General features: G+C 28.3%; 27 protein-coding genes. 20 read left to right on the top strand and 7 right to left on the bottom strand.

Features of this window, described 5'->3' with window-relative positions:
• Positions 1-2: 2 nt before the first annotated feature.
• From QMD25_02425 to QMD25_02410, 4 genes are all read left to right on the top strand, one after another.
• Positions 3-1,472 carry a pyridoxal-phosphate dependent enzyme gene (locus tag QMD25_02425; protein ID MDI6860858.1) on the top strand — a complete coding sequence of 490 codons (1,470 nt, stop codon included), beginning with the start codon at positions 3-5 and terminating at the stop codon, positions 1,470-1,472.
• Between the two features lie 16 nt (positions 1,473-1,488).
• Positions 1,489-2,574, top strand: a complete 1,086-nt coding sequence (locus QMD25_02420) for a carbamate kinase (GenBank protein ID MDI6860857.1) — start codon at positions 1,489-1,491, stop codon at positions 2,572-2,574.
• A gap of 25 nt (positions 2,575-2,599) precedes the next feature.
• Positions 2,600-3,616 carry an ornithine carbamoyltransferase gene (locus QMD25_02415; protein ID MDI6860856.1) on the top strand — a complete coding sequence of 339 codons (1,017 nt, stop codon included), beginning with the start codon at positions 2,600-2,602 and terminating at the stop codon, positions 3,614-3,616.
• 121 nt (positions 3,617-3,737) lie between these two features.
• Positions 3,738-3,893 (top strand): HEPN domain-containing protein, encoded by a 156-nt coding sequence (locus QMD25_02410; protein ID MDI6860855.1) that lies wholly within the window; start codon positions 3,738-3,740, stop codon positions 3,891-3,893.
• Between the two features lie 202 nt (positions 3,894-4,095).
• On the opposite strand, the gene QMD25_02405 is transcribed toward QMD25_02410, so the two are convergent.
• Both QMD25_02405 and QMD25_02400 read right to left on the bottom strand, forming a co-directional pair.
• Positions 4,096-4,743 carry a carotenoid biosynthesis protein gene (locus QMD25_02405; protein ID MDI6860854.1) on the bottom strand — a complete coding sequence of 216 codons (648 nt, stop codon included), beginning with the start codon at positions 4,741-4,743 and terminating at the stop codon, positions 4,096-4,098.
• A gap of 1 nt (position 4,744) precedes the next feature.
• On the bottom strand, positions 4,745-6,268 hold the full coding sequence (locus tag QMD25_02400; protein MDI6860853.1) for a YifB family Mg chelatase-like AAA ATPase: 1,524 nt from the start codon (positions 6,266-6,268) through the stop codon (positions 4,745-4,747).
• 308 nt (positions 6,269-6,576) lie between these two features.
• Between QMD25_02400 and QMD25_02395 the strand changes: the two genes are divergently transcribed.
• The 16 genes from QMD25_02395 (at position 6,577) to QMD25_02320 (ending at position 18,338) form a co-directional block, all read left to right on the top strand.
• Positions 6,577-6,768, top strand: coding sequence for an SdpI family protein (locus tag QMD25_02395; protein ID MDI6860852.1), 192 nt, complete (start codon positions 6,577-6,579; stop codon positions 6,766-6,768).
• A gap of 125 nt (positions 6,769-6,893) precedes the next feature.
• Positions 6,894-7,196: an SdpI family protein gene (locus QMD25_02390; protein ID MDI6860851.1), complete on the top strand. Its 303-nt coding sequence runs from the start codon at positions 6,894-6,896 to the stop codon at positions 7,194-7,196.
• A 26-nt stretch (positions 7,197-7,222) separates the two neighbouring features.
• Positions 7,223-7,441, top strand: a complete 219-nt coding sequence (locus QMD25_02385; protein MDI6860850.1) for a hypothetical protein — start codon at positions 7,223-7,225, stop codon at positions 7,439-7,441.
• A gap of 21 nt (positions 7,442-7,462) precedes the next feature.
• The gene (locus QMD25_02380; protein ID MDI6860849.1) at positions 7,463-8,161 is read left to right on the top strand and encodes an SdpI family protein; all 699 of its coding nucleotides are present in this window, start codon (positions 7,463-7,465) and stop codon (positions 8,159-8,161) included.
• The gene (locus QMD25_02375) at positions 8,155-8,325 is read left to right on the top strand and encodes a hypothetical protein (protein MDI6860848.1); all 171 of its coding nucleotides are present in this window, start codon (positions 8,155-8,157) and stop codon (positions 8,323-8,325) included. Before QMD25_02380 ends, QMD25_02375 begins: the two co-directional genes overlap by 7 nt.
• Entirely contained in the window at positions 8,315-8,857 is a 543-nt protein-coding gene (locus tag QMD25_02370; GenBank protein MDI6860847.1) for a PH domain-containing protein, read from the top strand. Before QMD25_02375 ends, QMD25_02370 begins: the two co-directional genes overlap by 11 nt.
• Entirely contained in the window at positions 8,854-9,372 is a 519-nt protein-coding gene (locus QMD25_02365) for a PH domain-containing protein (GenBank protein ID MDI6860846.1), read from the top strand. Before QMD25_02370 ends, QMD25_02365 begins: the two co-directional genes overlap by 4 nt.
• A 33-nt stretch (positions 9,373-9,405) precedes the next feature.
• Complete coding sequence (locus QMD25_02360) at positions 9,406-10,092, top strand: ABC transporter transmembrane domain-containing protein (protein ID MDI6860845.1); 687 nt, start codon at positions 9,406-9,408, stop codon at positions 10,090-10,092.
• A 109-nt stretch (positions 10,093-10,201) separates the two neighbouring features.
• The gene (locus tag QMD25_02355; protein MDI6860844.1) at positions 10,202-10,606 is read left to right on the top strand and encodes an ATP-binding cassette domain-containing protein; all 405 of its coding nucleotides are present in this window, start codon (positions 10,202-10,204) and stop codon (positions 10,604-10,606) included.
• A 220-nt stretch (positions 10,607-10,826) separates the two neighbouring features.
• Positions 10,827-11,360, top strand: a complete 534-nt coding sequence (gene raiA / locus QMD25_02350) for a ribosome-associated translation inhibitor RaiA (protein MDI6860843.1) — start codon at positions 10,827-10,829, stop codon at positions 11,358-11,360.
• Positions 11,361-11,362: 2 nt separating this feature from the next.
• On the top strand, positions 11,363-11,803 hold the full coding sequence (locus QMD25_02345) for a DUF4330 family protein (GenBank protein MDI6860842.1): 441 nt from the start codon (positions 11,363-11,365) through the stop codon (positions 11,801-11,803).
• Position 11,804: 1 nt separating this feature from the next.
• Positions 11,805-14,282 carry a preprotein translocase subunit SecA gene (gene secA / locus QMD25_02340; GenBank protein MDI6860841.1) on the top strand — a complete coding sequence of 826 codons (2,478 nt, stop codon included), beginning with the start codon at positions 11,805-11,807 and terminating at the stop codon, positions 14,280-14,282.
• On the top strand, positions 14,224-15,363 hold the full coding sequence (prfB, locus tag QMD25_02335; GenBank protein MDI6860840.1) for a peptide chain release factor 2: 1,140 nt from the start codon (positions 14,224-14,226) through the stop codon (positions 15,361-15,363). The genes secA and prfB overlap by 59 nt, the downstream gene beginning before the upstream one ends.
• Entirely contained in the window at positions 15,326-16,198 is an 873-nt protein-coding gene (locus QMD25_02330; protein ID MDI6860839.1) for a YitT family protein, read from the top strand. The genes prfB and QMD25_02330 overlap by 38 nt, the downstream gene beginning before the upstream one ends.
• Positions 16,195-16,905, top strand: a complete 711-nt coding sequence (locus tag QMD25_02325) for a PHP domain-containing protein (protein MDI6860838.1) — start codon at positions 16,195-16,197, stop codon at positions 16,903-16,905. The genes QMD25_02330 and QMD25_02325 overlap by 4 nt, the downstream gene beginning before the upstream one ends.
• A 215-nt stretch (positions 16,906-17,120) precedes the next feature.
• Positions 17,121-18,338, top strand: a complete 1,218-nt coding sequence (locus QMD25_02320) for a transglutaminase domain-containing protein (protein ID MDI6860837.1) — start codon at positions 17,121-17,123, stop codon at positions 18,336-18,338.
• Between the two features lie 4 nt (positions 18,339-18,342).
• On the opposite strand, the gene QMD25_02315 is transcribed toward QMD25_02320, so the two are convergent.
• From QMD25_02315 to QMD25_02295, 5 genes are read right to left on the bottom strand one after another with little or no spacing between them, the layout of a single operon-like run.
• A complete protein-coding gene (locus QMD25_02315; protein ID MDI6860836.1) occupies positions 18,343-19,047 on the bottom strand; it encodes an ABC transporter ATP-binding protein in 705 nt (234 codons plus the stop codon).
• A 1-nt stretch (position 19,048) separates the two neighbouring features.
• Complete coding sequence (locus tag QMD25_02310; GenBank protein ID MDI6860835.1) at positions 19,049-19,822, bottom strand: ABC transporter ATP-binding protein; 774 nt, start codon at positions 19,820-19,822, stop codon at positions 19,049-19,051.
• Between the two features lies 1 nt (position 19,823).
• The gene (locus QMD25_02305; GenBank protein MDI6860834.1) at positions 19,824-20,825 is read right to left on the bottom strand and encodes a branched-chain amino acid ABC transporter permease; all 1,002 of its coding nucleotides are present in this window, start codon (positions 20,823-20,825) and stop codon (positions 19,824-19,826) included.
• A 9-nt stretch (positions 20,826-20,834) separates the two neighbouring features.
• Positions 20,835-21,743 (bottom strand): branched-chain amino acid ABC transporter permease, encoded by a 909-nt coding sequence (locus QMD25_02300; protein MDI6860833.1) that lies wholly within the window; start codon positions 21,741-21,743, stop codon positions 20,835-20,837.
• A 53-nt stretch (positions 21,744-21,796) separates the two neighbouring features.
• Positions 21,797-22,942 (bottom strand): ABC transporter substrate-binding protein, encoded by a 1,146-nt coding sequence (locus QMD25_02295; GenBank protein MDI6860832.1) that lies wholly within the window; start codon positions 22,940-22,942, stop codon positions 21,797-21,799.
• Positions 22,943-22,956: the final 14 nt, after the last annotated feature.

Genomic DNA, 22,956 nt, shown 5'->3' with positions numbered 1-22,956 from the left:
TTATGGAAATTAAAAGTGAGGAAATCTTAAAGAAAGCAATTGAAAGAGCAAGAGAGAGAAATATAATTATTCCAACTTATGAAGAGATGAGGGATCCAGAAAAGATCCCTCATAAAATTAAAGAAGAGTTAAAAAATGTTGGACTTTGGGATACACATCCAAGAAATTTATTTAGAATTACATGGAAAAATGAACCAAAAAAATTTGGCGGTGGTTTTAATGGAGTTAACTTTATAGAATTTCCAAAAGAGTTGACTGGCGTTAAAGCAAGAATTGTAATGCTTATTGGTAAATGGTTTCCCACAGGTTCACATAAAGTTGGTGCAACATTTGGCCCCCTTGTATCTCTTCTTGTTACTGGACAATTTGATCCAACAAAACACAAGGCCCTTTGGCCTTCAACTGGAAACTATTGTAGAGGTGGAGTTTATGATTCGAATCTTCTTGGATGTAAGAGTATAGCAGTTCTTCCTGAGGGAATGAGTAAAGAGAGATTTGAATGGTTAAAAAGTATGGGCGCTGAGATATATCCAACACCAGGAAGTGAAAGTAATGTAAAAGAAGTTTTTGACAAAAGTGAAGAATTAAAAAGATTATATCCAGATGAAGTTGTTGTTTTAAATCAATTTGATGATTTTGGAAATCCCACATGGCACTACGCAGTAACAGGACCAGCAATGGAAGAAGTTTATTATAAAATTAAAAAAGAGAATGATAAACTATCAGCACTTTTCTTAACTCAAGGTTCTGCAGGAACTCTTGGCTCAGGAAATTATTTAAGAGAAAAATTTCCAAGTATAAAAATTGCAGCAGGTGAAGCACTTCAATGTCCTACGCTTCTTTTAAATGGTTATGGAGTTCATAGAATAGAAGGAATTGGTGATAAACATGTACCATGGGTAATGGATGTTAAAAATCTTGATATTGTAGTTGATATTGATGATGAAGATTGTATGAGAGTTTTAAGGTTATTTAATGAAGAAAAGGGAAAAGAGTTTCTTAAAAGTATAAAAATCGATGAAACATTTGTTGAAAATCTTAATCTTTTAGGAATCTCAAGCATTGCAAATTTAATTGGATCAATTAAACTTGCAAAGTACTATGAATTTAAAGAAAATGATATAATTATGACTGTTGCTACTGATTCAATGGAACTTTATGGTTCAAGGATTATTGAATTGAGAGAAGCAAAAGGAGAATATACAATAAATCAAGCAGAGAAAGATTTTGAGGATATATTTATTAACCAAACAACAAATTGGATGCTTGAACTTTCCTATTATGATAAAAGAAGAATTCATAATTTAAAATATTTCACTTGGGTAGAACAGAGAGGAAAGAGTGTCGAAGAGTTAGAAGAGCAATGGAATAATGAAAATTATTTTAAGGAAAAATTAAATTCGTACAAAATATGGGATGAAAAAATCAGAGAGTTTAATGAGAGAGTTGGTCTTATAAAAAACTATATTTAAAGGAGGATTTAAAACTATGGCAAAGAAGCACATCAGAATATTTGCTTTTGGAGGAAATGAAGTTTCACCTGTTGGTTTAACAGATAAGAATGGTAAACCAATTATTCCAGACATTGCGATGCAATGGAAAAGAACATCTGAAACATGCAAACACATTGCAAGAATTATGAAACAATTTCCAGATGATATCTACATAATAACACATGGTAATGGTCCACAAGTTGGAAATGTTTTCTTGAGGTCAGAATATTCAAGACCAATTTTACCACCAATTCCACTTGATGTTTGTGGATCTGACACACAAGGATCAATGGGATACATGATTGGACAAATTTTAGGAAATGAATTAAGAGCAAATGGAATAAATAAAACTATAGTTGGAATTGTAACACAAGTTGTTGTTGACAAAAATGATCCAGCATTTCAGAATCCTACAAAATACATTGGACCATCATATACAAGAGAAGAGGCAGAAGAAAGAATGAAAAAAGATGGATGGGTAATGAAACTTTATAAAAAAGATGATAAAGGAAATGAAATATGGAGAAAAGTTGTCCCATCTCCAGAACCACTAGATATTGTTGAAATTGAGGCAGTTGAAGCAGCAATAGAAAAAGGATTCATTCCAATTACGGTTGGTGGCGGAGGAATTCCAGTTGTTGAGGTTGAACCAGATGAAAAAGGAGAATTTAAATGTAATTATGATATTGTATATAAAAATGGAAAGGGAACAAAAATTTATAATGGAGTTGAAGCAGTAATTGATAAAGATCTTGCAACATCACTTCTTGGTAGAATGTTAATCCAAAGAGCAAAAGCAAGAGGAGAAGACATTGATGTTACATTTACAATATTCACAGGAGAAGATGGAGCGAAATTGTACTATCAAACACCAAAGCAGGTTGACTTAAGAAGACTAACTCTTGAAGAAGCAAAAAAATTTTATGCTGAAGGTCACTTCCCACCTGGAAGTATGGGTCCAAAAATTTTAGCAATAATTAAATTCCTCGAAGGTGGAGGTAAAATTGCGTATATATCTCTAACAGAAAAATATCTTGAGACACTTGAAGGAAAAGCAGGCACAACTATAGTAAGAGAGTAATTTTTATAAATAGAGGGAGTGTGGTATGCATAGACTACATGGGAGAGATTTAATTACAATTCAAGAGTGGTCACTTCAAGAGATTGAAGAAACTCTTGAAGTGGCAAGAGAGATGAAGAGAGCAAGATACACAAATTCTTATAGAGAAGCACTTAAAAATAAAACTTTCTTTATGATGTTTTACAATCCAAGTGTAAGAACAAGACAATCTTTTGAAACAGCTGCAACCGAACTTGGAGGTCATGCTCAATTTCTTGAACCAAAAACAATGAGGTTAAGAGAAAAGGGTAAAGCAGGTGAAACAATAGAAGATGCAGCAAAAGTAATGAGTCGTTATGGAGTCGGAATTGGAATTAGAATTCTTGAAGATGCAATAGAAAAATACGGAGATGGAGATTACATTTTGAGAGAATATGCAAAATATGCAGATATACCTGTCATTTCAATGGCACATGACAAATGTCATCCTTGTCAAGCACTTGCTGATATGATGGGAATGCTTGAACACATGCGTTGTGTAAAAAAGAAAAAACTCGTTATGATGTGGGGATATTCAACAATGGTGAGGAGTTGGTCTTCAGTTCACGCAAATCTTCTCATTTCCTCTATGTTTGGAATGGATATAAAACTAGTTTATCCTCCTGGATATGATCTTGATCCAGAAGTTATGGAAATGGTAAAAGATAATGCAAGAAAATCAAATGGAAGTTTTGAAATTATCTCTGGGACTCTAAATGATTTAAGAAAAGCGTTAGAAAATGCAGATGTTGTTTATTCAAGAAATTGGATGAGTCCAAAAAGATATGAATGGGGAAAAGAAAAAGAAATTGAGATGGCAGGTCAATTCAAAGATTGGATCTTGACAAAGGAACTTATGAAACTTACAAATGATGCTTACTTTATTCATCCAATGCCAGTTGATAGAGGAAATGAGGTAGAAGATGAAGTAGCAAGTTCTCCAAGATCTATTATATATGATATTGCAGAAAATAGACTCCATGTTCAAAAAGCTGTAATGGCCCTAACAATGGGTGATCTGTAAAGAATCTTGAAAATAACTTTAGCCCTCCCATTTTTGGGAGGGCTTTTTTTATTTTAATTAAAACTTAACGTAAAATTAAATCATGGAAATTGAATATTTAAAGAAAAGATGAGACGAATTTTTGAAAAATTCAGAATATCACATAAATAATGAAATGTATGATTTTGCTGCATTTGATTTAGAGCAAGCACTTCAACTTTTTTTAAAATACACGATCTTCCTTAAAATTAAAACTTATCCATCAACATACTCTTTGAAATCTCTATTTAAAATCTAAAAAAGTTTTTAAGAACTCAAAAATTATAATCTTTGGATCAATTTTAAAAAATAAAAATCCTCAAGATATTGATATATTAATTGTTTCAAATGATGTTTTAAAAAAGAAATTAAAAGATAAATTTTTATTGAATTAAACAAAAAATAGAGTTCATAAATCCTTTTGAAATACATTTTGCAACAGAGAGTCAGTTTGAGAATTTTTATAAATACTTTTTGGATAAATTCATTTTAATTAAATAGATTGATAATAAATTAACTGGTGAAGAAATTAATAAACACATCAAAGATAACTCTAAATCAAATAATATTGTTGAAGATAAAAATAAAATAAATATAAAAGAGAGATATATAAATGGTGTAAATCTCAATAATTTTAAATTCAATTTTGAGGGAATAAAATAGTCAATAATTCTCAAAATAAATGTTGTCGACACTGCAATTATAAACCATCCAATAAAATTTCCAATTGGTACACCAAAATAGGAAAATTTAAAATTTTCCCATCTCCATAATCCAAATTTAACAGCAATAGGATCAATAAATAAATCAAAAATTGTCACTATAAATCCATCAAAAAGAGAAATTAATATAAAATTTAATCCATCTTTTAAAAAAAGATTATAATCTTTATTGAAAATGTTTATCAACATTGAATTTGATAAATTATAAGAGGTTATTATAAAAATTGCCCAAAAGAGCCAAACTAAAATTGGTAAACCAAAAATTTGTGGTTTAAATGAAGGATTATAATAATACCTTATTCCAATTGGTCCACCATAGTTTATTCCTATGTATTCATAAATTAAAGGAATTAAAAACAGAGTTATGATTTTTAAAATTAATTTCAATTTAAATCTCATCCATCAACCCATATCTTTGATAACTTATTGCTTCAAGAAGGTGTGATGTATTTACCTTTTCTACTCCTTCTAAATCAGCAATTGTTCTTGCAAGTTTTATAATTTTGTGAAAACTTCTTAATGTTAAATTTAAAGTTCTCATAGCATTTTTTAATGTATTCTCTCCTTCTTCTGTTATAGGAATATACTTTTTAATTAACATTGGTGTAAGTTTTCCATTAAATTTTATCTTTTCTTTTTTGAACCTTTCTTTTTGAATCTCCCACGCTCTTTTTACTCTTTCTCTTATAACTTTTGAACTTTCTCCAATATCTTTACTAAAAACTTCACTCTCTTTTACTCTGGGAACTTTTAATTTTATATCAAATCTATCCCATAGAGGTCCAGAAATTTTTCCTCTATATTTCTTTATTTCATTTAAAGAACAAGTACAATTTTTTTCACTATCTCCAAAATATCCACAAGGACAAGGATTCATTGCTGCAATAAGTAAAAAATCTGATGGATAAGTTAATGTAGTTTTAACTCTTGATATTGTAATATACCCATCTTCAATAGGTTGCCTTAAAACCTCAAGAACATCTCTTCTAAATTCTGGAAGTTCATCAAGAAAAAGGATTCCTTTATGTGCTAAACTAATTTCTCCTGGTTTTGGATTTGTTCCACCACCAACAAGACCAGCATATGAAATTGTATGATGTGGTGCTCTAAAAGGCCTTCTTTTTATTATTTCCTCATCTTCTTTAAGAAGTCCTGCAATTGAATAAATTTCAGTGATTTCAACTGCTTCTTCAAAAGAGAGTTCTGGCATAATTGTTATCATTCTTTGAGAAAGCATTGTTTTACCAGAGCCAGGTGTTCCAACCATAATAAGATGGTGTTTTCCTGCTGCAGAAATTTCCATTGCTCTTTTAATAAATGCTTGACCTTTCACATCAGAAAAATCTATATCAAAATTTTCCTCACGAAAGTCTATATTTAAATTTGTATAAATTTCTTTCTTTAACTCTCCTCTTAGAAAAAGAACTACTTCATTTAAATTTTTAAAAGGAAGAAGTTTTGTCTCTTTTGATAGAGCACATTCAGATAAATTTTTTTGAGGAATTATAAGAGGTTCTTCCCTTTCTTTTAAAAAAAGAGATAAAGATAAACCTCCATTTATTTTTCCAAGTTCACCTTCAAGGGTTAATTCACCAACAAAATAATATTTTTGAACTTCCTCTTGATTAATTTGACCTGAAGCAACAAGAATCCCAATAGCAATAGGTAAATCAAAAAGAGTACCTTCTTTTTTTATTTCTCCTGGAGCAAGATTAACAGTTATTCTTTTTGTTGGAAATTCAAAAAAAGAATTTTTAATTGCAGCCCTTACCCTTTCTTTTGCCTCTTGAATTGAAGCATCAGGAAGACCTACAATTGTAAAAGATGGAAGACCAGATGATATATCAACCTCAACAAGTATTTCATAAACCTTAAGGCCAATATTAGTTAAACTTTTAACTTTAGCATACATTGATTTTAAGAATAATAAATTTTCAAAATTTTTTCAATAGAAAATTTAATTTACTTAAAACAAATTAACATACTTGTATCTAACTCCATTTATTTAACCCTCTTGACAAAATTAAAAAAAATAAAATAAAATTATAAAAAAGGAGGTAAAATGGATTTGCTAGAGGTTAAAATTCCAAGTGAATCTAATTTACAAAGTTTAAATTATAATATAATAAAGAAAGGAGGTGAATAAAAATAGAAATTTTAAAATTTCCTTATATTATTTATATGATCCTTCCTATTATTTTGATCATGGGTGGAATTGTAATGCAATATGTAAAAAGAAATCTATATATTGAATTAAGAACTTCTACAACTCTTTCTGACCCTGAAATCTGGGAAAGGTCTAATAAAGTTACAGGTTTATTAATTGTTGTTTCTGGAGCAATCTTATTTATTTTAACTTTTATCTCATATTTTTTTATTGGAAAATTTGGTTTAACATTTTATTTTCTATAACATTAATTATTATAGTTTTAGGAATTGCTGTTTTTGGAATTATCTATAGTGAAAATCTTAAACGTAAAAAGGAGAAAGAGATTCAAATTAAGCCAATTATTATCACAAAAACTTTTGTTTATATAATGTGTATTTTTACAATCACTCTTATAATTATTGGATTAATATCTCCTTTTATTCTACCTAACTCTTATATTGGTATAAGAATTAGTAAAACATTTTCAGATCCTGCTATCTGGAAAAAAGTTAATACAATTTCTGGTATAGGTTTAATAATAATTGGATTAATATTTACTCTTCTATTTTTCAATATTGTAAAAAAAGAAGAAGGTGAAAGAACTAAACTCTTTGTAAAATTTGCAACAATTTTTATCTTACTAATTATTGGGTGGACTATAATCTCTGTATTGCTTGCATATTTTATTTAGAAAAGAACAAAGAAAAGAGATAAAAAATGCAAAATTATGAATCTCCAACAATTGAGGTGGCAGGAGGACTAGCAAATCATATAGAGCCACAAACAGTTGTACCTATAGCAATTTTAGCTGTATTTCTTTTAGCTGCTTTATATGTTGCAGCAGGTGCAATTGCTATTGTTGGTGCTGTATACACACCTTTTGTTGATTATAATTCTTCAGCAACATCAAATTATAATTATGATGTTAATATTTAAAAATAATTAGGAGGAATTAAAATGAAATATTTAATTGGTAATTTAATTTTAAATTTAATATTAATATTTGGTGGAATTGCAATGTTGTTTATTAAAAAACCTAACTATATCATAGGTTTAAGAACTACTGATACATTATCAAATGAAAAAGTTTGGATAAAATCTAATAAATTTGCAGGTATTCTTTTAATAATTGCTGGAGCAATACTATCAATTATCAATATTCTTGCCTATTTATATAAAAATTATTTATTATTAAACAATCTTGTGTACATATTTCTATTTGCGTTAGTATTAATTACAATTATTTCTAGTATCTATGCTCATATTTATGCTAAAAGAAATTCAATAGAAAATAAAAAAGAAAAGGAGCAATTTATTATTAAGAATAGTTTAATTTATATTTTAATAATCTTTTCTATCATTTTAATAATAACCGGACTAATTACACCATTTATTCCTCAAAATTTTTTATTTGGTATAAGGATTGCAAAAACATTTGAAGACCAAAGAGTTTGGAAATTAGCAAATACTTTTTCAGGAATTGGTTTTATTATAATTGGTATAATATTCACAACCTTGTTTCTTAAAGTTTTAAAGAAGGATGATATTCAAAAAACAAAAATTGTTCTAAAATATATCCCAATTTATTTAATAATTATTTTAGGGTGGATTATAGTATCTATTTTATTTACTTATTTTATTCACTTATTTTGTTAAAGTATAAAACTGAAACATGGTTTTTAGCATGGGGATATGTGCTTGTTGATGTCATTGCAGTTGCAGTTTTTTATGCAGCATTGTTATTAGTTGTGCCAACTCTTGCATCAAATAAAAAAATTAGAAAAATAATTTTAAATAAGGAGATTGAGCATGAAAAATAATAAAATTTTTAAAGCAAGATATAAATTTTATGCATATATTTCATTATTAATAGTATTTCTTACTTTTTTTATAGCATCAATAATGTTAATTAAAGATTATGGTATTATCGCAACTGAACTTCATATAACAATAATATTATTAATAATACTAATTATTATGATTTCCTTTTCAATACTTTTTTTAATATTGATTTTAACATATCATACTTTAAGATATGAATTTAAAGATAATCACCTTCTTTTAATATATGGACCTTTTAAAGATAAAATTTTTTATAAAGATATTGTTTCTTGGGAGAACAAAGACCTTGAATTCAATCCTCTTTCAAGTTTAAGAATGCCTGGAATTGCTTTATTTAATTGTTACTTTGCAAATGAAGGAAAAGTAAGAATGTTTGCAACATCAATGGGTAGTAAAATTTTATTGGTATATACTAAAAAAAGAAAATATGGTTTAACTCCACAAAATGAAGAAGAATTTGTAAAAGAACTTGAGAGAAGAGTTAAAGAAATTAAGGAGGAAGTGAAATGAATGAATTGATATTTTATCCAAGGTTAAATATTTTTACCTATATAATTTTTTCAATAATTATCTTAATCCTTATAATTTTCTTTTATTATATTATAAAAGCAATAAGAAAAAGAACAAAACCTCTTTTTATTCAATATTTACTTTTAGTAGTAGTTTTGTTCCTTATTGGACATATGATATTTAACATTTCAATTTATCATACAATGAAATATATATTTTCAGAAAATAATCTTATCCTTTCATGTGGTCCTTATAAAGATATAATAAATTGTAAAGACATTAAAAAATGGGAAATTAGAGATTTAAAATTAAATATTTTAGCAAGTTTTAGATTTCCTGGGTTTGCCTTAAAAGATGTGTTATATTCAGATTTAGGTATTGTTAGAATGTATTCGACTTCATCATTAAAAAATGTCCTTCTATTATACACAAATGATAGAAAATATGGAATTTCTCCATACAAAATTGATGATTTTATAAATGAATTAAAGAAAAGAGTGAATCAATATCAATAATAAAATAACTAAAGATATTATAATTAAATTACAATGATAAAAGATATAAAAAATTATTTTTTATTACTCCTATTATATTTAAAAGGTAAATGGACAAAAATATTTTTTGGAATAATTTTAGGTATCATAGCAGAAATATGCACTCTTATCTCTCCTTTACTATCTAGATATTTGATGGATTTTGTTTTAATTGGTAAAAATTATTCATATTTTAAACCTTTAATTATTATTTCAGTTTTAGTATTAATAACCTTTTTATTAACATCATACCTATCAAAATATTTAAAATTGGACATTTTTAAAAATTTACAATATGCTTCACTCAAATTTTTTGAAAAAGAGACAAGTGGTGGTATAACATATAGAATTCATAGTGATACAGAATCACTTGTTGACTCTTGGCGAGAATTTCTTATTCAAATTCCAATGCAATTAATTCTTTTAATCAGTGCTATTTTTATGATTAAATGGAATATTGTTTTAGCAATTTTCGCTTTTATAATACTTATTATTCAATCATATATAATTACAAAGTTTAGAAACCCAATTCTTTATAATATTAAAAAAACAAAAATTAAGGCACAAGAAATAAATAGTTATACTGTAGAACATTTTAAAAAAATTCAATTGATCAAATCTTTATCAACTGAAAATTTGGAACAAAAAATTTTTTTAAATAAATTAAAAGAATTAATAAATAAAGAAATATCTGGACATTAAATCAGATGTTATAGAAAAAAAGGATGCAATAGATTATATCCCTAAAGAAGGAAAAATAATTTTTAAAAATGTATCTTTTTATTATAATTCAAAAAAAGTTTTAAAAAATATTAATATTGAATTTCCTCCTAATAGTATTACTGCAATAATAGGACCTACTGGCGCAGGTAAAACAACTCTTGCAAAATTGATTGTAAGATTTTTTGATCCTCAAGAAGGCGAGATATTTTTAGATGAAATTAACATTAAAGATATTAAATTACTTTCTCTTAGAAAGTCTATTTTATTAATTTTACATGAAAATTTTGTATTTAATGGAACTCTATATGATAATCTAACCTATGGAGCAACTAATATAAATATAGATGATTTAGAAAATGCATTAATAAATGCTCATATTGATTTTATTAATAAATTGCCTTATGGACTTAATACAATTATAGGAGAAGGTGGTATTAATTTATCTGCAGGTGAGGCACAAAGAATTGCATTAGCAAGAGCATTTTTTAAATAGACCTTCAACTTTTAAAATTGCAGATAGAATTGTGGTCCTTGAAAATGGAGAAATTAAAAAAATATGTACTTATAATCAATTGACTACTTTATATTAATCTTCTAAGAAAATTATAAAATAATTTAAATTTCAATAATTTGACAGAAAGTAGAAATAATATTATACTAATTAAAAGTTGAATTTGATTTTTATATTTAATATAAACATTTAGGAGGATAATATGAAACTTATTGTTCAAGGAAAAGGATTAAACTTAACAGATGATATTATTAACTATGCAGAAAAGAGATTTGCAACTGCTGAAAGATTTTTTGAAAATATTCAAGATGTAAATCTTTTAATTTCAAAAGAAAGGGGGCTTTTTAAATCAGAAGTAACAATTTCTATGTCTGGAACTGTAATTAGAGGTGAAAGTAAAACGCAAGATATTTATTCTTCAATTGATGATGTTCTTGATAAAATTAAAAGACAGATTAAAAAATATAAAGAGAGTTTTGTTGAGAGAAGAAGAGAAACAAAGAAATTTTTAGAAAAAACAGAAGAAGCAGCATCTTCCTCTGTAATAACAGAGGAGTTTCCAAAAATTGTAAAAGTTAAAAGATTTGTTTTAAAACCAATGGACGAAGAAGAGGCAATTATGCAAATGGAACTTCTTGGTCACACATTTTTTGTTTTTTTAAATTCAAACACAGACAAGATAAATGTAGTTTATAAAAGAAATGATGGAAATTATGGATTAATAGAACCTGAATAATTATGAAAAAATTTATTTTTTATACACTAATTTTTTTAATAATCCTTTTTTCAATTCTTCTTGTATTAAGAAAATATTCTGAAGGAAAGGAGACTTCTTTTTATGTTGTAGTTAAAATGTCAGTTTCAAATGTACTTCAAGAAGTTTGTGACAATGTAAATATTGGAGATTATCTAATTGATAGTAGTGGAAACAAAATTTTTGTAATTATTGATAAAGTAGTAAAAGATGCAGAACATCCTGTAGAAACTTCAACTGGTGAGATTGTTAAATCACCACATCCAATTTTTAAAAGTATGATTTTAACTGTAAAAAGTGTAAACAAATCAAAGAAGTTAGTATTATCATATAATAGAGTAACAGTAAGGGTTGGGGGTAAAATTATATTCGAAACTCCAAAAGTAAGATTTGTAGGAGTAATTTTATCATTAGACAAGGAGTAATATGGCAAATTTTTTAAAAAAACTATTTTCAGGAGAAGAAAAAGAATTAAAAAGATTATCTACATATGTTGAAAAGATAAATTCTCTTGAAGAAGATATTAGTAAATTAACAAATGATGAATTGCAAAATAAAACCAATGAATTCATAAAAAGAATAGAAAATGGAGAAAGTCTTGATAGTCTTTTATATGAAGCATTTGCAGTTGTGAGAGAAGTTTCAAAAAGAACAATAGGACTTAGACATTTTGATGTTCAACTTATGGGTGGAGTTGTACTTCATGAAGGAAAAATTGCAGAAATGAAAACAGGTGAAGGAAAAACCCTTGTTGCAACTCTTCCAATATATCTAAATTCACTTTTAGGAAGAGGAGTCCATCTTGTAACAGTTAATGATTATCTTGCAAAAAGAGATGCTTTATGGATGGGACCAATTTATAAATTTTTAGGAAGAAGTGTTGGTGTTATCCAACATGAAGCGTCTTTCCTTGTTGAATGGGATGATCCTCAAAAATTTACTGTTAAACTTGTACCATGTTCAAGAAAAGATGCATATCTCGCTGATATAACATATGGAACCAACAACGAATTTGGTTTTGATTATTTAAGAGATAATATGGCAATTTCTCTTGATCAAATAGTTCAAAGAGAACTTTTTTATGCAATTGTTGATGAAGTTGATTCAATTTTAATAGATGAAGCAAGAACACCTCTTATTATATCTGGACCAAGTGAAAAAAGTACTCAAATCTATTACAAAGCAGCGCAAATTGCAAAACAATTAAAAATAAATGAAGATTATACATCAGATGAGAAAGAAAAAAATGTAACTTTAACTGAATCTGGTGTTAAAAAAGTTGAAAAATTTTTTGGAGTAGAAAATCTTTATGCAAGTGAAAATGTTGAACTTGTTAGTCATGTGATTCAAGCATTACGAGCACTTGTTCATTTCAAAAAGGATGTAGATTATATTGTTAAAGATGGTGAAGTAATTATTGTTGATGAATTTACTGGAAGACTAATGTTTGGAAGAAGATATTCTGATGGACTTCATCAAGCAATCGAAGCAAAAGAGGGTTTAAAAGTAAAAGAAGAGAGTCAAACACTTGCTACAATAACTTTTCAAAATTATTTTAGGATGTATAAGAAACTCGCAGGAATGACAGGAACTGCAAAAACAGAGGAGGATGAATTTATAGAAATTTATGGTCTTCCTGTTATTGTAATTCCAACAAATAAACCAATGATAAGAATAGATTATCCAGATGTTGTATATAGAACAGAAAAAATAAAATTTAAAAAAATTGTTGAGGAGATAAAAGAGTGGTATAAAATTGGGAGACCTGTTCTTGTTGGAACAAGATCAATCGAAAAATCTGAGATTTTATCTTCAATGCTAAAAAGAGAAGGAATACCACACCAAGTTTTAAATGCAAAATATCATGAAAAAGAGGCAGAAATAATAAAACATGCTGGAGAAAAGGGAATGGTTACAATAGCAACAAATATGGCTGGTCGTGGTGTTGATATTGTTTTAGGTGAAGGGGTAAAAGAGTTAGGTGGACTTCACATAATTGGAACAGAAAGACATGAATCAAGAAGAATAGATAATCAGTTGAGAGGTAGAGCAGGAAGACAAGGAGATCCAGGAAGTTCAAGATTTTATCTTTCACTTGAAGATGAAATTTTAAGAATATTCGGTGGAGATATGATAAAAAAACTTATGGATTTCTTTAAAATGGATGAAACCCCTCTTGAACATCCTCTTCTTTCAAAAACTATTGAAAATGCTCAAAAAAGGGTTGAAGCCTATCACTTTGAAATAAGAAAGCATTTACTTGAGTATGATAATGTTTTGAATAAACAAAGAGAGATTATATATAAAGAAAGGAGAAGAATTTTAGAAAAAGCAAATCTAAGAGAAGATGTATTTAAATTTTTAGATGAGATTTTAAATGAAATCTGTGAAATACATTTATCAAAAACTCTTGAAGAAAAAGATTATGATGGGCTATCTAAGGCATTTTTAGACTTAACTCAAATTCTCATACCTCCTCAAGAACTCTCAAAAATAAAAGAGAGTGAAGTTAAAAAAGTTTTATTTGATATTGCTCAAAAAAGATATATTGAAAAAGAGAATCAACTTAGAGAACTTTCTAAAAATATTGAAGAAATAAAAAACTCTTTTGGAGAAGATCCTTTAAGAGAAATTGAAAGATATCTTTTATTAAGAATAATTGATAATAAATGGAAAGATCACCTATATAATATGGATCACCTTAAAGAAGGAATTAGTCTTAGAGCATATGGACATGAGGAACCATTAATTGCATATCAACTTGAAGGATTTGAACTATTTCAATCAATGTTGAAATCAATAAGAGAAGATTGGATTAAATTCTTATTTAGAGTGGAGATAACAATTGAACGAAAAAAGAATAGAGAGGAAAGAAGAAGAGAACTTAAAAAAACTAAAAATTGAGTTTGAAAACCTCTCTCTTAAAGAGGAACTTCTTAGGATAAATTTAAAAATAAAAGAACTTGAAGAAAAAACTTTTATTATAAAAGATTGGGGTAGTGAAGAGGCAAAAAAAATATTATCTGATCTTGAAAGACTAAAAGAAGAGAAAGAGAGAGGTGATAATATTATTTCATTGTTAAAAGAGAGTGAAATAATTGTTGAACTTCTTGAAAAAGAAGAAGACGAGAGTTTAAGAGAAGAGTTAAGAGAAAATATAAGGAAATTAATCGAGAATCTTGAAGAGTACAAAAAGATCTATTTTCTTTCAGGTGAATATGATGATAAAAACGCAATTCTTTCTTTATCCTCAGGTGCTGGTGGAGTTGATGCTATGGATTGGACTCAAATTCTTTTTGAAATGTATTTGAGATGGTGCGACAAAAAAGGTTTTAAAACTGAAGTTGTTGATGTATCTTATGGAGAAGAAGCTGGTATAAAAAGTGCAACAATACTTGTAAAAGGAAAATATGCTTATGGTCTTCTTAAAGGAGAAGGTGGAGTTCATAGATTAGTACGCATTTCACCTTTTGACGCAAATAGAAGAAGACACACATCTTTTGCTTTAGTTGAAGTAATTCCAGAAATTGAAGATGAAGAGTTAAAAATTTCTGAAGATGAATTAAGAATTGATGTTTTTAGAGCAAGTGGTCATGGAGGTCAATATGTTAATAAAACTGATTCCGCAGTAAGAATTGTTCATCTACCAACAGGAATAACTGCAACCTGTCAAAATGAGAGATCTCAATTAAAAAATAAGGAAACTGCAATGAAAATACTTATGGCGAAATTAATTGAATTAAAAAGAAGAGAGAAAGAAAAAAAAATTTATGAACTTAAGGGAGGTTTTGTTTCTGCTTCATGGGGCTATGAAGTTAGAAGTTATGTTTTTCATCCATATACACTTGTTAAAGATCACAGAACTGGTTTAGAAATATATAATGTTGAAGAAGTAATTTCTGGAAATATTGATGAATTTATATGGAGTTATTTAAAATATATAAAGGATGAAAAAGATAAAAACACCAATAAAGAAATTAATTAAAAGATTATTAGGAATAACTTTAGGATCAATAATACAAGCCTTTGGTATTGTTTTATTTTTATCACCAAATAAAATTGCACCAGGTGGATTTTCTGGTTTATCAATCATAATTTATCACTTAATAGGCTTTCCAGTTGGAACAATGTATTTTATTCTAAATCTTCCACTATTTATAATTGCTGGTAAAAAATGGGGTTTTAATTTTATAGGATTGACTCTTTTTGGAGTTATAACATCTTCATTTTTTATTGATTTTTTCTCAATTTATTTCTCTTCTCTAACATCAAATCCACTTCTTGCGGCAATTTATGGTGGAGTACTTGTTGGCATTGGAGTAGGAATTGTCTTTAAAAACTGGGGTAGTACTGGTGGCACTGATCTTTTAGGTCAAATTATTTATAGTTATACAGGTCTCTCTTTTGGGACATCAATGTTCATTCTTGACACAACCATAGTGCTTATTGCAGGAATTGTTTTTAAAGCACTTGAATATTCACTTTATGGAATGCTTTCTCTTTTTATTTCTTCAAAAGTAGTAGATGCAGTTCAAGAAGGTTTTTTAACAGCAAAAACTGTATTTATAATTTCAAATGCAGTTGACAAAATTAAAATAAGAATTATGGATGAACTTGAAAGAGGAGTAACTGAACTCTCGGTTACAGGTGCATATACAGGTGTTGAAAAGAAAGCACTTCTTTGTGTGGTTCATCAAAGAGAGATTTCAAAATTAAAAGAAATAATTCATGAAGAAGATCCAAAAGCATTTGTAATTATTGGTGATGCAAGAGAAGTATTGGGTGAAGGATTTATTCCAATTGAGGAATCTAAAAGATGAAAATCGAAGTTGATGCCCATACTCACACAATTTTAACAGGTCATGCTTTCTCAACATTAATTGAAAATGTTAATCAGGCCAAAAAAGTTGGTTTAAAAGGAATTTGTATAACAGATCATGGACCATTTAGACCAGATAGTCCAAGTATAGAATATTTTAAGATGCTTGCTTCTAGATATCTTCCTGAATATATTGATGGTATAAAAATTTTTACAGGTGTTGAATTAAATATAATTTCTGATGAGGGAGATGTTGATCTTCCTGAATCAATTTTAAAAAATTTAGATTTCAATATAATTGCATTTCATAACCAAACTCCATACTCTTCAAATTCGAAAGAGAAAAATACGAAAAGTATGATAAGGGCTCTTAAAAAAAGTTATATAAAAGGAGTTGCTCATCCAGGTGATCCATATTTTCCATATCCTATAAATCTTGAAGAGGTAGTTAAAGCAGCATCTGATTTGGGCAAATTTTTAGAATTAAATAACAATGTTCTTAAAAGAGGAGAGATCTGGATTAATTATTACAAAGATATGTTATATCTTTGTGAAAAATATAATGTAAAAATTTTTATATCTTCAGATGCTCATTTTTCCTATTATGTTGGAGATTTTTCTATCGCTACTTCCTTGATTAAAGAAGTTAAAGTTAAGGTTATAAACGAGAGGTTAGAGGAATTTGAAAAGTTATTGAAAAATATTTAAAGATAAAAAGACACATTAAAAAATACTTTAAGAGTTATCTATTTTTATTTATATCTCTATTTTTTATATGGCTCATATATTATAATTATATTTACTTTTTATCACTTTTAGGCAATCCTCAAGAATTACCATTTCCAATTATTCACTATTATAAAATAGATAGTGAATTTGAAATAATAGATAAACTTTATTTCGAGAGAGATTACAGTTTTAATTTGAAGATAAAGATTGAAAATCCTCTTAATGCAAATATAGAAATAATTGAGTGGGCAATGGGTGAAAGAGAAAGAGAAAATAATAAATTTAACTGGATAAAACCAATTTATGAAAATGGATATTATCATATTGATGGAGTTCTTCCAAAAAGAGAAATTTTTTTAAAACTGAAAATAAAAACAAATTCTTTACAAGGAGTTTATACTGGAAAATTAACTTTTGTTCACTATTTTAGACCTTATGAATTAAAAATAATTATTGGAACTGTTAAAAATTTCCATTTTAATACTACTAATAAAGATTTAATACCTTACATTGTTGGATATAATTTTGAATATGGAATTACAACCCCGCTTCTTGAAAAAGAAGGTGGAATTCACCCATATAATGAAAAAATAAAATATTTTGTTGAAAAATTAAAAAAGGATGATGATTTTGAAACCTCAAAAGAGATATTAAATTTCGTTATGAAAGTTTTTGCCTCAGGAATTAATGTTACTTTTACTGGTGATTATCCAGATTATTATTATATTGAAAAATTTGAAAAAGAGGGTTCAATTTATGGAGTATGTTCAGAAAGATCTATTGTTCTTCTTTCTTTATTAAGAAGTTTGGGAATTCCATCACGACTTATTTTTGCATCTGGTTTTCCAGTTGATCACACATTTGTTGAATCTTTTGTAGGCGGAAAATGGATAAATTTAGACCCAACTTATGGTTATTTTGATAAATATAATGGATATTACGAAAAAGAGGTGAGAAATCTTACAACATTACAATCTTTTCATGCTGGTGTAAGATTGGATTTCAAAAAAAATAAAAATTATTTTGAGTCAATATATCCATATGAAGAGATTCTTAATGATAAATATTTAAAAGAAAATATAACAATAACAGGAATAAGTGGTGTTAAAATTGACTCTTTTTATTTTTTAAAAATAAAAATGAGGTGGTCTTTGTTTAACTATACCAATAAATCAATTTCTATTATTATATTAGATGGTTTAAATGAGAAAAAAGTTGGTGATATTTTTATAAAAAATTTATTTTTTAATTTTGGTGAAGGCTCTATTTTAATTAAAATTGATACAAAAAAATTTTCTGAAAAAGATAATAAAAAGTTTTTTAAATTAAGAATTTATTTATACAAAGAAAGAGAGTTAATAGATTTATATGAGCCTGGAGAAGGTTTAGTTCTCGAAAATTTTTCTATATGAATTCCTATCCTCCAAGGTATGCCTCTTTTACTCGTGGATCATTAAGCAATTCTTTTGCATCTCCTTCAAGAGCAATTGTTCCAACTTCAAGAACATAAGCATAATTAGCCAGATTAAGTGCTTTTCTTGCATTTTGCTCAACAAGTAAAATTGTTGTTCCCTGTTTATTTATTTTTTCAAGAATATCAAAAATTTCATCAACAAGAATTGGAGCAAGACCCATTGATGGTTCATCAAGAAGCATAATATCTCCACCAATCATTAATGCTCTTGCAACAGATAGCATTTGTTGTTCACCACCTGAGAGAGTTCCTGCAAGTTGTTTTCTTCTCTCTTTAAGTCTTGGAAAAATTTCAAAAACCATATCAAATCTCTCATTTCTTATTTTTTTATCCTTAATTGTCCATGCAGCAAGTTCAAGATTTTCCATAACTGTTAATGTTGCAAAAACTCTTCTTCCCTCAGGGACATGTGAGATTCCAAGTTCAACAATTTTATGTGCGTCAAGATTTGTGATATCTTGACCTTTAAAATATATTTTTCCTTTTGAAGGTTTAATTAATCCACTTATTGTTCTTAAAGTGGTTGTTTTTCCAGCACCATTTGCTCCAATAAGTGTTACAATTTCTCCTGGTTTAACTTTAAATGATATTCCTTTAAGTGCTTTTATTGCTCCATAACTTACTTCAAGATTTACAACTTCAAGCATCTTATCTTCCTCCTTCGCTTCCAAGGTAAGCCTCAATTACTCTTTTATCATTTTTTATTTCATCTGGAGTACCTTCAGCAATTGTTTCACCAAAATCCATAACTTTAATTCTTTCACAAATTCCCATTACAACTCTCATTTGATGTTCAACAAGAAGAATTGTAACTTTAAATGTATCTCTTATTGAATGAATTAATTCCATAAGCGTTCCAACCTCTTTTGGATTCATACCTGCTGCTGGTTCATCAAGAAGAAGTAGTTTTGGTTTTGTTGCAAGTGCTCTTGCAATTTCAAGTTTTCTCAATTCACCATAAGGTAAGTGTTTTGCTAAATCATTTGCTCTGTGTTTTAAGCCAAATAATTCAAGTAATTCTAGTGCTTCTTCTTTTATTCTTTTTTCTTCTTCAAAATATTTTCTGGTTCTAAGTATAGAATCAAAAATTGAATAATTAGTTCTAAAGTGCCTCGCAACTCTAATATTATCGAGTACTGTAAGTTCATTAAAAATTCTTAAATTTTGAAATGTTCTTGCAATTCCTTTTTCAATTATTAAATGAGATTTTAAACCTGTTATATCCTCATTTTCAAAAATTATCTTTCCTTGAGTTGGTGTATATACACCAGTTATTAAGTTAAATATTGTTGTTTTTCCAGCACCGTTTGGCCCAATTAAACCCCATAATGCACCTTTAGGTAAATCAAGATTAAAATTGCTAACTGCTCTTAAACCACCAAAGTAATGAGTTACATTTTTAAGCGAAAGAACTATGTCCATTTTATCTCTCCTCCTCTTCTGGTACAAGAATTTTTAACTCTCTTTTCCCCATAAGACCTTCTGTTCTAAAAAGCATTATTAGAATTAATAGTAAAGAATAAACTACCATTCTCCATTCAATTCCAATTGATATTGTTGGTGTCATCTCATCAAGTTGTCTTAAAACAAGCCTCAATCCTTCAGACATAAATGTTAAGCCAAACGCTGCAATTATTGAACCAGAAATACTTCCCATTCCACCAGCATAGACCATAACAAGAACTAAAATTGTACCCATAAATCCAAATTGAGTTGGATGTGCAATTTGAAGAAGATGACAAAGAAGAGCACCAGCAATTCCAGCAAAAAATGAACCAATTGTAAATATCATAACTTTGTATTTTGTGGTATTTACACCAACAAGTTCTGAAGCAATTTGATCTTCTCTGATTGATTTAAATGCTCTTCCATGTGTTGAATAAACAATATTTCTCATTACTATTACTGAAATTAATGTTATTACAAAAATTATTGTAAAGTTCGAAAATTTTGGAATACCAAGAAGACCTCTTGGACCACCAACATAATCGACATTATTAATAATTGTTCTTATTATTTCACCAAATCCGAGAGTAACAATTGCAAGATAGTCTCCTCTTAATCTTAAGGTTGGAAGTCCAATAAGATATCCTATTACCATAGCACTTATTCCACCAATTATCATTGCAATTATAAAAAGTATATAATTATATATACTATTAGGTTGAATTTTCCATATAAGAGTTGTTAAAATTCCTGAAATATATGCACCAACTGCTGCAAAACCCATATGTCCTATTGAAAATTGACCTGTAAAACCATTAATTAAATTCAAACTAACAGTAAGAATAACATATATAAGTGAAACATTTATTATATGAAGAAGATAATCATTTATTAAAATTTGAAATCTATGAGTTAAAAAAATAAAAAGATAAAAAATCAAGGCATAAAAAATTAATTTGAGATTTCTTGAAAGTCTCATTCTATCCTCCTAAACCTTTTCTGCAATTGTTTCACCAAGAAGTCCTTGAGGTCTAAAGATCAATACAATAATTAAAATTGCAAATGCAATACCTTCGCCAAGAAGTGAATTGTATGAAGTAGCAAAAGTTTCTGATATGCCCATTATATAACTTCCAAGCATTGCACCTGGGATATTTCCAATACCACCCAAAACTGCTGCAATAAAAGCCTTAAGACCTGGAAGAATTCCCATATATGGAAAAATTCTTGGATATGAAATTCCAGTTAAAATTCCTGCTGCTCCTGCAAATGCTCCACCAACAATAAATGTTATCATTATTATTTTTTCAATATCAATTCCCATAAGTTTTGCTGCATCTTTATCTTGAGAAACTGCTCTCATTGCTTTTCCAACTTTTGTATATTTAACAAGGTAGGTTAAAAACAACATTAAACCAATACTTACAAGGACATCAATAATAGCATAATTCGATAATGTAAATGTTCCAAATTCAAATATTTTACTTTTTATTAATTGATTATTAGGAAAAGCCCTATATGATGGCCCAATAAATGGAAGAGCAGAAAAAATATACTCAATAAACATAGAAACTCCAATTGCTGTAATTAAAGCAGAGAGCCTTGGTTTATATCTTAAAGGTTTATATGCAACTTGATTTGCAAGTGCTGCAACTCCTGCTCCTGAGGCCATACTTATAAGAAAAACGAGAAAAACTGGAATATTTAATCCTTTGGCTGAAGAAAGAACAACAGTGAAATATGCTGCAAATGCTCCAATCATAAAAAAGTCGCCATGCGCAAAGTTAATGAGCCTTACTATACCATATACCATTGTATAACCAAGAGAAATTAATGCATAAATGCTTCCAAGTTGAATTCCATTAATTAACTGTTGTAAATTAAATATCTTTTCCATAACTCTCCTTAATAAAAGGAGGGGCTTCTTGCCCCTCCTAATCTAAATAAATTTTATGGATTTACAGTTGTCTTATAAACTTGTTGGCCATTTTTAATTTCAATAATAACTGCTGACTTTACTGGGTTTCTCTTTTCATCAAATTTAATTACACCAGAAACACCCTTAAATGTAAGACTCTTCATTGCATCTCTTATCTTTGCACCATCAGTTGATCCAGCGGTTTGAATGGCTGTAAGCATAATATTCATTGCGTCATAAGCAAGAGCGGCTAAAGCATCTGGATCTTTTCCATATTTTTCTCTATATTTCTTTACAAATTCTTGAACTTCTGGTCTTTGGTCATCTTTTGAGAAGTGGTTAGTGAAGAAACCACCTTCCACTGCTTGACCACCAATCTCAACTAACTTTGGAGAATCCCAACCATCACCACCTAAGAAATAGCCCTTAAAACCAAGTTCTCTTGCTTGCTTCATAATTAGTCCTGCATCATTGTAATAATCAGAGATGTAAATAAGTTCTGCTCCTGCTTTAATAAGATTTGTTAATTGTGCCTTAAAATCTGTTGCTCCTGTTGGATGTGATTCAAATCCAACAATTTGACCTCCAAGTTTTATAAATTGATCTCTAAAGAATTCTGCTAAACCTTTTGTATAATCGTTTCCGATATCAAAAATGCATCCTGCTTTTCTAACTCCTAAATCGTTATAAGCAAAATTAGCACCGACTGTTCCTTGGAATGGGTCAATAAAGCATGCTCTAAAAATGTAATCACCAACTTCTGTAACTTTTGGATTTGTAGATGTTGGTGAAATCATTGGAACACCTTTGGCTTGAGCAATTGGCGCACCAGCAAGAGAACATTTGCTCATTACTGTTCCAACAATCCCAACAACTTTGTCTTGTTCAATTAATTTTGTATAAACTGTTGCTGCTTCTGTTGGATCACCTTTATCATCTTCAAAAATGAGTTTGATTTTTTTACCTAAAACTCCACCCTTTGCATTCCATTCCTCAACTGCTAACTCTTCACCTTCTCTTGTTGAAAGACCAAATGTTGCAGCCTCACCTGAAATTGGTCCAACTCCACCGATTTTAATCTCTCCTTGAACCTGTGGTTTTGGTTTGCAAGCAGAGTTAAAACTTGCAATACCTACTAATAACATTAAAACTACTAAAATTAAAGTTAACCTCTTCATGGTGCCCTCCTTAC

The organism is Caldisericia bacterium (assembly GCA_030018355.1).
Taxonomy (GTDB): Bacteria; Caldisericota; Caldisericia; order B22-G15; family B22-G15; genus JAAYUH01.
This window is presented reverse-complemented; position numbering and strand designations above follow the sequence as displayed.

Bases quoted from the DNA above. Each gene is read 5' to 3' on its own strand.
- QMD25_02425 (MDI6860858.1), top strand. From the start codon at position 3: ATGGAAATTAAAAGTGAGGAAATCTTAAAGAAAGCAATTGAAAGAGCA.
- QMD25_02420 (MDI6860857.1), top strand. From the start codon at position 1,489: ATGGCAAAGAAGCACATCAGAATATTTGCTTTTGGAGGAAATGAAGTT.
- QMD25_02415 (MDI6860856.1), top strand. From the start codon at position 2,600: ATGCATAGACTACATGGGAGAGATTTAATTACAATTCAAGAGTGGTCA.
- QMD25_02400 (MDI6860853.1), bottom strand. From the start codon at position 6,268: ATGTATGCTAAAGTTAAAAGTTTAACTAATATTGGCCTTAAGGTTTAT.
- QMD25_02395 (MDI6860852.1), top strand. From the start codon at position 6,577: ATGCAATATGTAAAAAGAAATCTATATATTGAATTAAGAACTTCTACA.
- QMD25_02390 (MDI6860851.1), top strand. From the start codon at position 6,894: ATGTGTATTTTTACAATCACTCTTATAATTATTGGATTAATATCTCCT.
- QMD25_02385 (MDI6860850.1), top strand. From the start codon at position 7,223: ATGCAAAATTATGAATCTCCAACAATTGAGGTGGCAGGAGGACTAGCA.
- QMD25_02380 (MDI6860849.1), top strand. From the start codon at position 7,463: ATGAAATATTTAATTGGTAATTTAATTTTAAATTTAATATTAATATTT.
- QMD25_02370 (MDI6860847.1), top strand. From the start codon at position 8,315: ATGAAAAATAATAAAATTTTTAAAGCAAGATATAAATTTTATGCATAT.
- QMD25_02365 (MDI6860846.1), top strand. From the start codon at position 8,854: ATGAATGAATTGATATTTTATCCAAGGTTAAATATTTTTACCTATATA.
- QMD25_02360 (MDI6860845.1), top strand. From the start codon at position 9,406: ATGATAAAAGATATAAAAAATTATTTTTTATTACTCCTATTATATTTA.
- raiA (MDI6860843.1), top strand. From the start codon at position 10,827: ATGAAACTTATTGTTCAAGGAAAAGGATTAAACTTAACAGATGATATT.
- QMD25_02345 (MDI6860842.1), top strand. From the start codon at position 11,363: ATGAAAAAATTTATTTTTTATACACTAATTTTTTTAATAATCCTTTTT.
- secA (MDI6860841.1), top strand. From the start codon at position 11,805: ATGGCAAATTTTTTAAAAAAACTATTTTCAGGAGAAGAAAAAGAATTA.
- QMD25_02330 (MDI6860839.1), top strand. From the start codon at position 15,326: ATGAAAAAGATAAAAACACCAATAAAGAAATTAATTAAAAGATTATTA.
- QMD25_02325 (MDI6860838.1), top strand. From the start codon at position 16,195: ATGAAAATCGAAGTTGATGCCCATACTCACACAATTTTAACAGGTCAT.
- QMD25_02315 (MDI6860836.1), bottom strand. From the start codon at position 19,047: ATGCTTGAAGTTGTAAATCTTGAAGTAAGTTATGGAGCAATAAAAGCA.
- QMD25_02310 (MDI6860835.1), bottom strand. From the start codon at position 19,822: ATGGACATAGTTCTTTCGCTTAAAAATGTAACTCATTACTTTGGTGGT.
- QMD25_02305 (MDI6860834.1), bottom strand. From the start codon at position 20,825: ATGAGACTTTCAAGAAATCTCAAATTAATTTTTTATGCCTTGATTTTT.
- QMD25_02300 (MDI6860833.1), bottom strand. From the start codon at position 21,743: ATGGAAAAGATATTTAATTTACAACAGTTAATTAATGGAATTCAACTT.
- QMD25_02295 (MDI6860832.1), bottom strand. From the start codon at position 22,942: ATGAAGAGGTTAACTTTAATTTTAGTAGTTTTAATGTTATTAGTAGGT.